Origin of the sequence: Xanthobacter pollutisoli, assembly GCF_040044995.1 — a bacterium.
In the GTDB taxonomy this organism is placed as follows: domain Bacteria; phylum Pseudomonadota; class Alphaproteobacteria; order Rhizobiales; family Xanthobacteraceae; genus Xanthobacter.
The window spans coordinates 88,724-101,860 of the sequence record NZ_JBDZDP010000008.1 but is presented as its reverse complement, the minus strand read 5'-3'; the positions used below and the strand labels follow the sequence as shown (position 1 = coordinate 101,860).

Genomic DNA, 13,137 nt, shown 5'->3' with positions numbered 1-13,137 from the left:
CCGCCCCGGAGGCGCCCCCATGGCCCTGAAGCCCGTCTCGCTCGACGATAAATACGACCTTTCCCAGGAACGCGTGTTCGTCTCAGGCACGCAGGCGCTGGTGCGCCTCGCCCTGATGCAGAAGGAGCGCGACCGCCGCGCCGGCCTCAATACCGCCGGCTACGTCACCGGCTATCGCGGCTCGCCCCTGGGCGGCCTCGACCAGCAGTTCCTGCGCGCCGAGAAGCTGCTCAAGGCGAACGACATCAAGTTCATGTCCGGCCTCAACGAGGACCTCGCCGCCACCGCGCTCTGGGGCTCCCAGCAGGCGGAGCTGCGGGGCGAAGGCAAGTTCGATGGCGTGTTCGGCCTGTGGTACGGCAAGGGGCCGGGCGTCGACCGCTCCGGCGACGTGTTCCGCCACGCCAACAATGCCGGCACCTCGCGCCACGGCGGCGTGCTCGCCCTCATGGGCGATGACCACACCTGCGAATCGTCCACCACCGCCCACCAGAGCGAATTCCATTTCGTCGACGTGATGATCCCGGTGCTGAATCCCGCCGGCGTGCAGGAGATCATCGATTACGGCCTTTACGGCTGGGCGCTCTCGCGCTTCTCCGGCGCCTGGGTGGGGCTCAAGGCGGTCAAGGACACCATCGAATCCACCGGCATCGTGGACGGCCGCCTCGAGCGGGTGCGGATCGAGCCGGCGCTGGGCTTCGACATGCCGCCCGGCGGCCTCAACATCCGCCTCGGCGACACGCCGCTGGCGCAGGAAGAGCGGCTTCAGGAGTTCAAGCGCGACGCCGTGCTGCACTTCCTGCGGGCCAACCGGCTCAACCGCTTCATCACCTCGGGCGGATCGCGGCCGCGCATCGGCATCGCCACCGTGGGCAAGTCGTACCTCGACGTGCGCCTGGCGCTGGACGAGCTGGGCATCGACGAGGTGCGCGCCAACGATCTCGGCATCCGCATCTGGAAGGTCGCCTGCCCCTGGCCGCTGGAGACCCAGGGCCTGATGGAGTTCGCCCGCGGCCTCGACCTCATCATGGTGGTGGAGGAGAAGCGCTCCCTCATCGAGGTGCAGGTGCGCGAGGAGCTCTACGGCACCGCCAATCAGCCGGTCTGCATCGGCAAGAAGGACGAACAGGGCAAATGGCTCTTCCCGGTGAAGGGCGCCCTCGACCCCAACGACATCGCCATCCAGCTGGGCCGGCGTCTCCTCGCCTATGGCGATATCCCCGACATCGCCGCCCGCGTCGCCCAGCTGGAGGAGGCCCAGAGGGTGCTCGCGGCGACGTCGGACGTCGCCACCCGCATCCCCTATTTCTGCTCCGGCTGCCCGCACAATTCCTCCACCAAGGTGCCCGAGGGCATGCGGGCCTATGCCGGCATCGGCTGCCACTACATGGTGCAGTGGATGGACCGGGAGACCACCGGCTTCACCCAGATGGGCGGCGAGGGCGCCAACTGGATCGGCGAATCGTCCTTCTCCAAGCGCGGCCACGTCTTCCAGAATCTGGGCGACGGCACCTACAACCATTCGGGCTATCTGGCGCTCCGGGCCTCTTGCGCCGCCAAGGTGAACGTCACCTACAAGATCCTCTACAACGACGCCGTCGCCATGACCGGCGGCCAGAAGCACGACGGCGACCTCACCGTGCCGGTCATCGCCCGCCAGGTGGCGGCGGAAGGGGTGGAGCGCGTCGTCGTCGTCACCGACGAGCCGGACAAATATCCCGCCGGCACCCATTGGCCGGCCGGGCTCACCATCCACCATCGCGATGAGCTGGAGGCGGTGCAGCGGGAGCTGGCCGCCATTCCCGGCGTCACCGTGCTGATCTACGACCAGACCTGCGCCTCCGAGAAGCGGCGCCGCAGGAAGCGCGGCCAGTTCCCCGACCCGGACAAGCGGGTCCTCATCAACGAGCGCGTGTGCGAGGGCTGCGGCGACTGCGGGGTGAAGTCCAATTGCGTTTCCGTGCAGCCGCTGGAGACCGAGTGGGGGCGCAAGCGCGAGATCGACCAGTCGTCCTGCAACAAGGACTTCTCCTGCGTGAACGGCTTCTGCCCTTCGTTCGTCACCGTGCACGGCGCCAAGCCGAAGAAGAGCGCGGGCGCGGCGGGCGGCGCTGAAGGCTGGCCCGCGCTGCCGGAGCCAGCGCATCCCGAGATCCACGGCACCTACGGCATCATCGCCACCGGCGTGGGCGGCACGGGCGTCGTCACCATCGGCGCCATCCTCGGCATGGCGGCGCATCTGGAAGGCAAGGCCTGCGGCATGATCGACATGGCCGGCCTCGCCCAGAAGGGCGGCGCGGTCTACAGCCATATCCGCCTCGCCAACGACCCCGCAGACATCACCGCCATCCGCGTGCCGGCGCGCGGGGCGGACGTGGTGCTGGGCGGCGACCTGGTGGTGGCGGGCACCAAGAAGGTGCTGGCGGCGGTAAAGCCGGGCAGCACCATCGTGGTGGTCAACACCCACGAGGTCCTGCCGGGTGACTTCACCCGCAATGCGGACTATTCGCTGCCCACCGAGCGCATCAAGCGCACCATCCGCGATCTGGCCGGCGCCGGGCAGACCCATTTCATCGAGGCGAGCCGTCTGGCCCAGGCGCTGTTCGGCAACGCCCTCGCGCAGAACATCTTCATGGTGGGCTACGCCTACCAGTTCGGCGCCCTGCCCCTCTCCGCCGAGGCCATTGAGCGGGCCATCGAGCTGAACGGCGAGGCGGTCGCCATGAACAAGGCGGCCTTCCTGTGGGGCCGCCGCGCCGCCCACGATCCGAAGGCGGTGGAGGCCATCGCCAGCCCCCACGGCGACGTGCGCAGCGATGCGCGGCGGATTTCCGAGAGCCTCGACGAGGTGATCGCCCGTCGGGTGGCCGACCTCACCCTCTATCAGAACGCCGCCTATGCAGACCGCTACAAGGCGCTGGTCGACAAGGTGCGGGCCGCCGAAACGGCGAGGGCGCCCGGCCGCGGCGGCCTTGCGGAGGTGGTGGCGAAGAACCTCTACAAGCTCATGGCCTACAAGGACGAGTACGAGGTGGCGCGGCTTTATGCCGACGGGGCCTTCCAGGCCCAGGTGGACGCCGCCTTCGACGGCGCGCTGCGGTACGAGTTCCACCTCGCCCCGCCGCTTCTTGCCCGCCGCGATCCCACGACCGGCGAGCCGCGCAAGATCACCATGGGCCCCTGGATGATGAAGGGCTTCTCCCTGCTGGCGAAGCTGAAGGGTCTGCGCGGCACGGCGCTCGACCTCTTCGGCTACACCCACGAGCGCAAGACCGAGCGCGCGCTGATTACGGATTACGAGCGTACCATCGGCGAACTGCTGGCGAAGCTCGATCCCGCGAACCATGCCATTGCCGTGGCGATCGCCTCCATCCCGGAGAAGATCCGCGGCTTCGGCCATGTGAAGCTGCGCCACCTAGAGGCGGCCAAGGCCGAGGAACAGGACCTCCTCGCGCGCTTCCGCAATCCGCCTGCGCCGAGCGCGGTGGCGGCGGAGTAACCGACGCCCGCGTCGTGCTCCGGTCCGACCGTGTAATCCGTGCCGGCATCCGCCGACCAGACAAAAACGCCCTCCGGTTAGACCGGAGGGCTATCCCCAATCGAACATGTGGCAGATCGGCTGCCGCGTCAGTTCGAACCTAGCATAGCCTTGAGCTCGCTGCGGAATTCGCCCTCGATGTCGGGGCGCGACAGCGCGTAGGCCACATTGGCCATGAGGAAGCCGATCTTCGAGCCGCAGTCATAGACCGCACCGTCGAAGGGCACGGCGTAGAACGGCTCGCTCTCCTTGAGCTTCAGCATGGAATCCGTCAGCTGGATCTCGTTGCCCGCGCCGCGCTCCTGCTTGGCGAGGAGGTCGAAGATGCCGGGCTGGAGAATGTAGCGGCCGGAGATGGCAAGGTTGCTCGGCGCGGTACCGGCCTTGGGCTTCTCCACCATCTGGGTGATGGTCTTGGCGCCCTTCGCCCGCTCCTCGCCGGTGCCGACGATGCCGTACTGGTGAGTCTGGTCGTCCGGCACCTCATACACCGCCACCAGATTGCCGCCGGTCTCGTTGTAGGCCTCCACCATGGAGGCGAGGCAGCCGTGGCCGTTCTTGGCCATGTGCAGCATGTCGGGCAGCAGCAGCGCGAACGGCTCGTCGCCGATGATGTCGCGGGCACACCACACCGCATGGCCGAGGCCCAAAGGCAGTTGCTGGCGGGTAAAGGAGGTGGTGCCGGCCTTCGGCGTGTCCCGGTCGAGCTGCTCCAGCTCCTTGATCTTGCCGCGCTCCTGCAGGGTGCGCTCCAGCTCGAACTGGCGGTCGAAATGATCCTCGATCACCGCCTTGTTGCGGCCCGTCACGAAGACGATGTGCTCGATGCCCGCCGCGCGGGCCTCGTCCACCACATGCTGGACCACAGGCCGATCCACCACCGTCAGCATTTCCTTCGGCACCGCCTTGGTCGCCGGCAGGAAGCGCGTGCCGAGGCCCGCGACGGGAAGGATGGCCTTGCGAATGGGTTTACGCATCAATCACGCCCCTTTTGATCGACTACGGCCCGCGGGAATAGCACAGCTTGACCTCGGACGTACCGCGCGAACTGCGCACCGGACCGTGGCAGCCGAGTGGCAACGGCGAAGGTCGCGCCTCTGTTCCCCGCTGAGACGGTTAACGTCGCGTCCGAGGCGCCTTGCCGGCGGAAACTTGCCAACCATTAACCGCGGCGCAACCATATTGCCGCCCAGTAGGAGCCTCAGAGGGTCAGCAATGCCGCCGGAGGGCGGCCGGGAAGGGAAGGCTTGGCGATGGCTTCGACGACCTGCGAAAAGACGGGCGGCAACCGGACCCGCCACGGGGTGGGCCTTGCGGCGGCGATCGCCCTCCTGGCCGCGGGCCTCGTGACCCCCGCGGCTGCGCAGGCCCAGACCACCGGCTCCATCTTCGGCTTTCCGCCCCCGGCGACGCAGGCTCCGTCCGCCGGCGGGGGCCATCCGCTCATGACCCCGCAGGCGCTGGCCGAGGCGAAGGCCAACTTCCCTCAGTGCATTGCCGCCATGTGGCCGCTGGCGCAGGCCAAGGGCGTCTCGCGGCGCACGTTCGACCGATACACCGGCCGGCTTGAGCCGCAGATGAAGATCATGGACTTCATGGACAGCCAGCCGGAGTTCTCCAAGCCCATCGGCGCCTATGTGAACATGCTCGTCACCGACTGGCGGGTGAAGAAGGGCCGCGAGGTGCTGGAGCGCTACAAGGCCATCTTCGACCGGGCGGAGAAGGCCTACGGCGTCGACCGCTACGCCGTGACCGCCATCTGGGGCATCGAATCCACCTATGGCGACCCCGACGGCATCGGCTCGCGCAACGTGCTGGAATCGGTCGCCACCCTCGCCTGCATCGGCCGGCGGCAGGACTACTTCCGCGACGAGTTCATCGCCACCCTTCAGATTCTGGAAAAGGGCGACGTGCCCTACGACCACATGAAGGGCTCGTGGGCCGGCGCATTCGGCCCCACCCAGTTCATGCCCACCTCGTTCCAGCGCTTCGCCGTGGACTTCGACGGCGACGGCAAGCGCAACGTGGTGGATTCGATCCCCGACATCATTGCCTCGACCGCCAACAACCTGAAGCTGGATGGCTGGGAGTTCGGCAAGGCCTGGGGCTACGAGGTGGACCTGCCGCAGGGCTTCGACTACCGCCTCGCCAACCGAAACGTCCGAAAGAGCCTCGCCGAGTGGAATGCCCTCGGGGTGCGCCGCCCGGGTGGCACGGCCTATCCGCGTCCCACGGAGACGGCCTATCTGCTGCTGCCTGCGGGCGCCAACGGGCCCGCCTTCCTCATGATGAAGAACTTCGAGGCCATCCTGAAATACAACCCCGCCGACGCCTACGCCCTCGCCATCGGCCATCTGGCCGACCGGCTGCGCGGCGGCGGCGCCTTCTCCCAGCCCTGGCCGAAGGAGGAGCGCGGTCTTTCCAAGGCCGAGCGGCTGGAGATCCAGGGCCGCCTCGCCCAGATGGGCTACGACATCGGCAATGTGGACGGCATCCTCGGCCAGAAGACCCGCATCGCCATCCAGGATTTCCAGGCCCGGTCGGGCCTGCTGCCGGACGGCTACCCCGACGTGGCGCTGCTCCAGCAGATGCGGCGCTGAGCGAAGCCCGAACCCCCTTCCCGAGCAGCCTTCACCCCCGGCTTGACCGGAGGGCCCATCTCGACGCCGGGCGGAGGCGGGGATGCCGTGGTCGAGCGGGGAGCATGACGACCGCCGCGGCGCCCCTCACTTTTTGAAATAGCCCTTCACCGTGTATTTCGCGACGAAGGCGTCGATGGCGGCATAGACCGTGTCCCAGCGCGCGACGGTCTCCGCCGGAATCTCCACCGCCGCCGACCATAATGGCGTCTGGAACCACAGCCGGGCGACGGCATCCGGGGTTTCCGGCGTGGCCGGCAGGCGGGCGAGGACGCCGCGGTCCTCGGAGATCCGCACGAGATAATCGCCCCCGTCCGCCGGGAAGCGCTCCAGATCGTGCAGGAAGCCCTGCCGACGCTCCGGGTTGCGGACGCTGCTGATGGTCGCCGTCATCCCCTTGAAGTCCGGGTGGGGGCCAAGATGGAAGGCCGTGACGCGGATGATGGGATCGCCGGCCGCCGGCAGGCCGGCGTCCCGCGGTGGTGGCTGGCCGGGCAGGCCGGCGGTCGCGGCCATGGCGGCGCTCACGTCGGAGAGGGGGAAGGCGAAGGTGCTTTCCCGGCTGCGGATGACGCAGCCGAGCAGCGCCGGCTCCGGCGGCGCGAGGGCATAGCGCACCGGCAAGGCGAAGAGATCGTCGCCCGCCCGGTAGTAGAGCGTATCGCCGAAGCGGGCGAGCGCCCCCTGCCGCGCCTGCGTCACAGCCCCCGTATCCGTTTTGGCCTTGGGCGCCGGCGCCGCCGGGCGGCAGATGGCGGGCGGGACGTCCGGGAGAGGTGCCATGCCCGTCAGGTCAGCCCGATCCGATAGCTCTGGGGAAACGGCGTTCCGCCCGTGTCCACCGGCGCGAGTGGATGGCAGGCGGGCCGCAGCAGCACGCGCTTCACGATCTCCGGAATCATCACGCCCCCCACGTAGCGGCCGAGACATTCGTGGTGGCCGTAGCCGAAGTGGAGATAGGTGTGGAAGGGCCGGTCCGGCTTGAACACCTCTGGCTCGGGCACGAAGTCGGGATCGAACATGGCGGAGAGGCTGAGGGGGAGAACCACCGTGCCGGTGCCGATCACCTTCTCCCGCTCGGTGCCCTGGGCGATGGTGATGGTCTGGGACGCCTCGCGGAACATGAAGGCGACGATGGGCGAGAAGCGCAGCGCCTCCCACACGTAGCCGTCGAACAGCGCGTCGTTGCCGGCCGTCGCCGCCGCCCGCGCGCCGGCCAGCGCCTCCGGCCGGGCGAAGAGCTCGACCAGCGCATTGATGACCGCTTCGGCCGTGGTCTCGATCGCGCCGATGAGCAGGCCGCCGATATTAATGACCACGCGGTCCATGCCGAAATGGTCGGCCGCCGGCAGATTGAGGCTGAGAATGCGGGTGAGGCTGTCGTCCGGCGCGGTGCCGGCCTTGATCTCGGCGATCCGTGCGGGAATGAGCTGGGCGAACAGCGCCCGCAGCTTCACCCGGCTGTCTTCCGCCGCCTGATGGATCGCGTCCGCATCGGGGCGCCCGTCGTAGGGCAGATTGTTGAACTGGTCCATCTGGTTGGCATAGGACCAGTCGAGCATGTCGGCATCCGCGCCCTTGATGCCGAAGACGCTCTGGACGATGCGCAGGGGGACGAGGCGGGCGAGCTTCTGCACCGCCTCGATCTCGCAGCCGGCGGCGTCGAGCGCCGCATCGGCGAGCTGCGCGACCGCGGCGCGGATCTTCGGCAGGTCGTCCCAGGCGAGGATGGCGCGCATCACGGACTTGTCGCGGTAGTTCACCACGGTCTCGTCCATGGCCAGCATGAAGTCGCCCATCTTGGGCTTGTAGAGATCCACGGTGAACACCTTGGGGATCGAGAGGACCTCGATCACGTCGGCGCGCTTGGCCAAGAGCGTCACGTCGCTGGTCTCGTAGATGGGCGCGTGGGCGCGCAGCTCGGCGAAGAAGGCGCGCGGCTCGCTGGAGATCCAGCCGCGGGCCAGCGGCCAGCGCTCCGCCGGGCGGAGTGCGGCGAGCCGGTCGAGATAGGGCGTGGGCGAGGCCGCCCCAATGGCGCGGTCAATGGCGGACATCGGGGCCCTCCAGGATCTTGAGATATTCGATGATGGCAAACCGGTCCTCGGGCGAGAGCTTCGCTGTCGCGGGCGAGGGGAAGGCGTGGCCACGGTTGGAATTGCCGGGAAGCGCGGTGTCGAAGCGCGACAGGCGCCCCCGCTCGGCGGCAGGAATGGAATCCACCGATGAGACGAAGCCCATCTTCTTCGTGTCGTACCGCGCCGAGCCCACGTAGAACACGCTCGGGCGCTCCTCCTCGGGGGAGAGAAGGTCGTAGATGGTGGGCACGGAGCCGTTGTGCAGGAACGGCCCCGTGGCCCAGACGCCGGCCAGCGGGCCGGCCTTGTAGCTGGGCGGCAGCGCCCAGCCCTGGAGCAGGGTCTTGCCGTCCGGGGCGAAGCGCCCGCCATACCATTGCTTGCGGGCGTCGCCGGTGATGCCGCGGGTGCGCAGGTCGTTCTCGGTCACCACGCTCACCGCCGCGAGCAGCACCGGCCCGGCGAGAACCTGCTGTCCGTCGGGCGAGTGGGGCGCGCTGCCGAGCAGCGGCGCGAACGGCCCCGGCTTCGCATAGCGCGCGACGAAATTCGTCACCATCTTCGGGTCGGTCTTCACCGCATTGACGTCCACCATGGTGACGGCGAGCCACTGGCGGCCGCCGTCGGTCTCAGTGGGGGCGGTCAGGCGATATTCGGGGCCGCCGTGGCAGCCGGTGCAATAGGCCTTGAACAGCTCGGCGCCGCGCTTCGCCTTGGCGGCGTCCACCTTGCCCAGCTCCGCCTCGGGCCATGGCGGCGGCTTGAGTTCAGCGACCCACGCCTCCAGCGCCACAAGATTGTCGGAGAGGGCGGTGGAGGTGGCCGCGGGCAGATTGCCGCCGGCGAAATTGGCGTGGCCGAACACCCCCAGCACCTCGCCCACGTTGCGGCCGAGCGGGTTTCCGGCCACCCCGTTCCACTGCACGTAGCGCTGCTTCGGCGTGGTCCACAGGAAGGGATAGCTCACCGGCGCGTCGGGGATGCGGTAGTTGGCCGGCTCGCCCAGCGCGTCCGCCGCAACCGCGTTGAGGATGTGGCCGAAGGCATCGAGCCGCCCGCGCCCGTAGGGGGTCGGCGTCCAGGACGCCGCTTCCAGACGCCTTATCTCGGTGGCGAGGGCCTCCAGCGCCGGGCGCACCACCTTGGGGTCCACCGCCACGAGCCGCGCTGCGAAACGCTGGAACTTGGCCGGATCGGCGAGGGTCAGGTCGAGCGCACGGCTGAGGCGCGCCATGAACAATTGATAGTCGGCCGCCGACGCGCCGCCATCGATGCGGATGCGCACGCCCTTCGCCTCGATGTCGGAGGTGTGGCAGGCGGCGCAGGTCATGCCCACGGCGGGACCCAGCACGCCGCCGGGTCGGCTGTCCTTTACGAAGCCGATGGGCAGGCCATCCGGATTGAGGGGCGAAACCCCGTCCGCCGGCAGGAAACCCATCTCGGCGACATGGGCGGGATCGAGGAACAGGCGCTCGCTGAGCGGCTGTTCCAGCGCCCGCAGCACCGCATAGGGCAGAAGCTGCGAGCCCTGCGAGGTGTAATAGAACTGCTCGCGCAGGGAAGGCGACCAACCCTGGTCGAGCACCTTGAGCGCGCCGGGCTCCGCCGGCGCGTGCGGGCTAGACACGAGCGCATCGGTCAGCGCCGCCAGCCCCACGAAGCCCGCCACACCCGCGAGCAGGATCAAGCCTTTCCGCCCCAGCATCCTCTCCCCCAACTGGCTGAGGGGCAGCCGGCAGCGGCCGGCGCCCCATGCTCCTTCTTCCGCCGCGCGTCGCGCGCGGCTCAGGCCGAGCTTAGCCCGGCTTCATGTCAGGCCCCTTATGGCCTGCATGCGGCCCCGTCGCGGCTTACACCAGCGACAGGTCGAGGCTCTCGCGCAGGCGGGCGACAAGCTCGCCCTGCCGGTTGGTGCCGGTCTTCTCGTACAGCGCCTTGAGCTGGCTGCGCGCCGTGGAGAGGGCCACATTGCGCTGCTGGGCGAAGTCGGCCAGCGAGGCGCCCACCGCCAGCGCCGCCGCCAGCGCCGCCTCGGAGGGCGTGAGCTTGAAGGTGGTCTGGATGCGGCGGGCCACGTCGGCCCCGCCCCGCCCTGGGGCCCGCACCACCACCGCGATCTGCGATCGCGTGGCAAGGCGCGCGCTGCCCTCGCCGGTGGGCAGGGGATGCAGCGAGACGCGATAGGGGCCGCCGTCGCTGCCGGCGCGCGCCACCTCCATATGCTCGGCATGGGAGAGGTTCGCCTCGCCGCGGGCGGCGGCGAGCGCCAGAGCCACCGCGCCGGCCACCTGCCGCGAGGCGCGGTCGTCGCGGAAGGCGAGCTTGCCCTGGCGCAGCGCTATCTCGCCCGCCTTCACCATGGCCTCGCCGGCCCGGTTGACGTGGGCGACGCGCATCTCCGCATCCACCAGGAAGATGCCGGCGTCCACGATGTCGAGGGCGGCGGCGATGTCGCCCACCTTGGCCTTGGCCTCGTCCAGCAGCGCGTAGAGCTCGAAGGCCCGCCGCAGGTGCGGCACCACGAGCCCGAGCTTCTGCTTCTCCGGAGAGCCGAACGGCCCCTGGGAGCGCCCACGCAGGGCGCAGAAGGTGGCCATCACGTCCGCCTCCTGCGCGAAGTAGGAGACGAGCGAATGCTCGATGTCCATGGGCTCCACCACTTCGCGGAACAGGGCAGAGGCGCGGAACTGGTCCGCGTCCACGCCGTCCTCGCCGCAGATGACGCGGCCCGGATTGGACAGGATGTAGCTGAGGCGCGGGTCCTCGGTGGCGTGGCGGTACAGGAAGGTCTTGTAGTCGTTGTGGTCGTGGCCCCACACCCGCCAGGTCGGCCGGCGCGGCTGCTTGAGGCTGAAGACCGCGAGCTGGCCGACGCGGCCATCGACGTAGCGCGTCACCCCCTCGAGCAGGATGCCCCATTGGTGGGGATCGCCCGAAAGCTCGTAAACATCTGCGATAAGGCGGGAATATTGATCGAGTTCGCCCATGTCCGTCCCACTTCCCGCGCGGCCTTGCGTCCGGACCGGACAACGAAGCCAGCGCCATGATCCGATGGGCCGCCATGGTCCACCCCGCGAGGACCGGACGGCGACTTGGTGCGCGCTGCTGCCGAAGCGGCCCGAAACCGGGCGCAGCATTGCACAACCACCTCAGGCTGCAAGACGCCAGAGGGTGGGGTCATCCCCCATTCTGATGATGCTGCCCGAACCGTCGACATGCTCACCTATCCGTAAGCCCTGAGAGGAGAGCGCACCAAGAATGCGTGTCGAGAGGTTCGATCATATGCCCACCGGAAGCGACGAGCAGCGCCCCTCCACCCGGGAGGCGATCAGTGCCCGCGTCCGGACGCTTGCCATCGAGGCGGGCGCGCGGCCGAGCGACCATGGCTTCGGCCGGATGTTCCCGGCGCTCCAGCTGCCCGGCCACCGGATCGCCGACGGCCCGCAGGCGCTGAACGACCTCACGCGGCTCGCCGCCGCCATGGGACGCACCGCCGAGGCCGCCACCGGGCGCCCGCCGCGCCTGCGCTCGCCCGGGGATGCCGACATTCCCGCGGCCTACACCTTCCTGCTCGAGTTCGTGATGAACGATTTGGTGTGGGAGCGCCGCCCGGCCGAAGAGATTGCGGCGGCGGGCGCGCCCGACTATGGGCCCATCGGCGCCCTGTCCTCCCTGTTCAACCGGCGGTCCGGCTGCCTCGACCTCGACAGCGTCTATGACGCGCCGCGCGATCCCGCCGCGGTCCGGCGCATGCTGGTCGGCGAGGTGTGGCGCGACCCGTTCGGGGAGCCGCCCCTGCCGCCGCGCAAGAGCATGCGCAACGACCTGCCGCGCCATCCGCGCTCCGCCGATCCGGGGCGGGACCGGCAGGCCCGCATGAGCGACACCCGCAACGACAGCTCCCTGCCGCTCAGCCAGCTCCACGTCGCCTATCTGAAGGCGCACAACGCCCTCGTTGCCTCCGGCCGGTCGTTCGAGACGGCGCGTCGGGCGCTGCGCCAGCGTCATCAGTGGATGGTGCTCTTCGACCTCCTGCCCAAGCTCGCCGATCCCGCCGTGGTGGAAGAGGTGATGGCGGAAGGCCCGCGCGGCTGGCGGGTGGAGCGGCCCGGCGCCCTGTTCATCCCGGTGGAGTTCTGGGCCGCGGGCTTCGCCCTCGCGCCCAGCCTCGCCCGGCCGAGTTACGACTACAACCGCCACCTGCTCGACGCCGAGCCGGCGGCGCTCGCAACGCGCGCCACGCTTGGGCCGGCGGGGCCAGGTCCCGAGACCCTGCCCGCCAATCGGCTGATCGCCTGGGAAGGCTTCCTGCCGCTGGAGGCGGAGGCGCCGCAGCGCGCCCGGCGCATCGACACCATTCTCGCCGGCGCCGGCGAAACGGCGGAAGCCGTGGCCATGCGCTACCTGCTGCGCGGCTACCGCCTGGCCCTGCCCAGCGGCCAAGCGGCAGCCCGCCATCTCGGCCTCAAGGCGCTGCGCGACGACACGCTGCTCGCCGCCTTGCCGGAGGGGCAGCGCACCGCGGCGTTGCCGTTCTGCGAGGCGACGCCGCTGTGGTTCTACATTCTCGCGGAGGCGGGCGACCCGGAGGGGCCTGCCGGGCGGCATCTGGGGCCGCTCGGCAGCCGCATCGTGGCGGAGACCCTTTGGACCCTCGCACGCCACTCCGATGCGTCCATCCTGGCGCCCGGCGAAGCCTGCGACTTTGACCGATTCACCCTCAGCGACCTCGTCCTGCTCGCGGCCGAACAGGACAGCTGAGGTGGGGCGAGGACCGGAAATTCGAGACCCGCAGCGCCCGTCGCGGCGGCTCTTCCGCAGCGCACAATTCCTGCCGGCAGAGCTTGGGAAAATGCCTTCAGCGCGGCTACGCTTAGCTACT

General features: G+C 69.5%; 8 protein-coding genes. 3 read left to right on the top strand and 5 right to left on the bottom strand.

The window, feature by feature from the left end; all coding sequences use genetic code 11:
* Positions 1–19 precede the first annotated feature (19 nt).
* Positions 20–3,499, top strand: coding sequence for an indolepyruvate ferredoxin oxidoreductase family protein (locus ABLE93_RS16390; protein WP_348840916.1), 3,480 nt, complete (start codon positions 20–22; stop codon positions 3,497–3,499).
* A gap of 128 nt (positions 3,500–3,627) precedes the next feature.
* Here the strand turns inward: ABLE93_RS16390 and galU are convergent, their stop codons facing one another.
* Positions 3,628–4,515, bottom strand: coding sequence for a UTP--glucose-1-phosphate uridylyltransferase GalU (galU, locus tag ABLE93_RS16385; protein WP_348840915.1), 888 nt, complete (start codon positions 4,513–4,515; stop codon positions 3,628–3,630).
* Positions 4,516–4,791: 276 nt separating this feature from the next.
* Between galU and ABLE93_RS16380 the strand changes: the two genes are divergently transcribed.
* Positions 4,792–6,138 (top strand): lytic murein transglycosylase, encoded by a 1,347-nt coding sequence (locus tag ABLE93_RS16380; protein ID WP_348840914.1) that lies wholly within the window; start codon positions 4,792–4,794, stop codon positions 6,136–6,138.
* Positions 6,139–6,264: 126 nt separating this feature from the next.
* Here the strand turns inward: ABLE93_RS16380 and ABLE93_RS16375 are convergent, their stop codons facing one another.
* The 4 genes from ABLE93_RS16375 to ABLE93_RS16360 all read right to left on the bottom strand — a co-directional run bounded on the left by ABLE93_RS16375 (position 6,265) and on the right by ABLE93_RS16360 (position 11,242).
* Positions 6,265–6,960, bottom strand: a complete 696-nt coding sequence (locus ABLE93_RS16375; RefSeq protein ID WP_348840913.1) for a hypothetical protein — start codon at positions 6,958–6,960, stop codon at positions 6,265–6,267.
* A gap of 5 nt (positions 6,961–6,965) precedes the next feature.
* Positions 6,966–8,234 carry a cytochrome P450 gene (locus ABLE93_RS16370; protein WP_348840912.1) on the bottom strand — a complete coding sequence of 423 codons (1,269 nt, stop codon included), beginning with the start codon at positions 8,232–8,234 and terminating at the stop codon, positions 6,966–6,968.
* Positions 8,221–9,942 (bottom strand): di-heme-cytochrome C peroxidase, encoded by a 1,722-nt coding sequence (locus ABLE93_RS16365; protein ID WP_348840911.1) that lies wholly within the window; start codon positions 9,940–9,942, stop codon positions 8,221–8,223. Before ABLE93_RS16365 ends, ABLE93_RS16370 begins: the two co-directional genes overlap by 14 nt.
* 163 nt (positions 9,943–10,105) lie before the next feature.
* On the bottom strand, positions 10,106–11,242 hold the full coding sequence (locus ABLE93_RS16360; protein ID WP_348840910.1) for a helix-turn-helix transcriptional regulator: 1,137 nt from the start codon (positions 11,240–11,242) through the stop codon (positions 10,106–10,108).
* 271 nt (positions 11,243–11,513) lie between these two features.
* Between ABLE93_RS16360 and ABLE93_RS16355 the strand changes: the two genes are divergently transcribed.
* Positions 11,514–13,016, top strand: coding sequence for a peroxidase family protein (locus ABLE93_RS16355; RefSeq protein ID WP_348840909.1), 1,503 nt, complete (start codon positions 11,514–11,516; stop codon positions 13,014–13,016).
* Positions 13,017–13,137 lie beyond the last annotated feature (121 nt).

Bases quoted from the DNA above. Each gene is read 5' to 3' on its own strand.
- ABLE93_RS16360 (WP_348840910.1), bottom strand. From the start codon at position 11,242: ATGGGCGAACTCGATCAATATTCCCGCCTTATCGCAGATGTTTACGAG.
- ABLE93_RS16355 (WP_348840909.1), top strand. From the start codon at position 11,514: ATGCGTGTCGAGAGGTTCGATCATATGCCCACCGGAAGCGACGAGCAG.
- ABLE93_RS16370 (WP_348840912.1), bottom strand. From the start codon at position 8,234: ATGTCCGCCATTGACCGCGCCATTGGGGCGGCCTCGCCCACGCCCTAT.
- ABLE93_RS16375 (WP_348840913.1), bottom strand. From the start codon at position 6,960: ATGGCACCTCTCCCGGACGTCCCGCCCGCCATCTGCCGCCCGGCGGCG.
- ABLE93_RS16390 (WP_348840916.1), top strand. From the start codon at position 20: ATGGCCCTGAAGCCCGTCTCGCTCGACGATAAATACGACCTTTCCCAG.
- galU (WP_348840915.1), bottom strand. From the start codon at position 4,515: ATGCGTAAACCCATTCGCAAGGCCATCCTTCCCGTCGCGGGCCTCGGC.
- ABLE93_RS16380 (WP_348840914.1), top strand. From the start codon at position 4,792: ATGGCTTCGACGACCTGCGAAAAGACGGGCGGCAACCGGACCCGCCAC.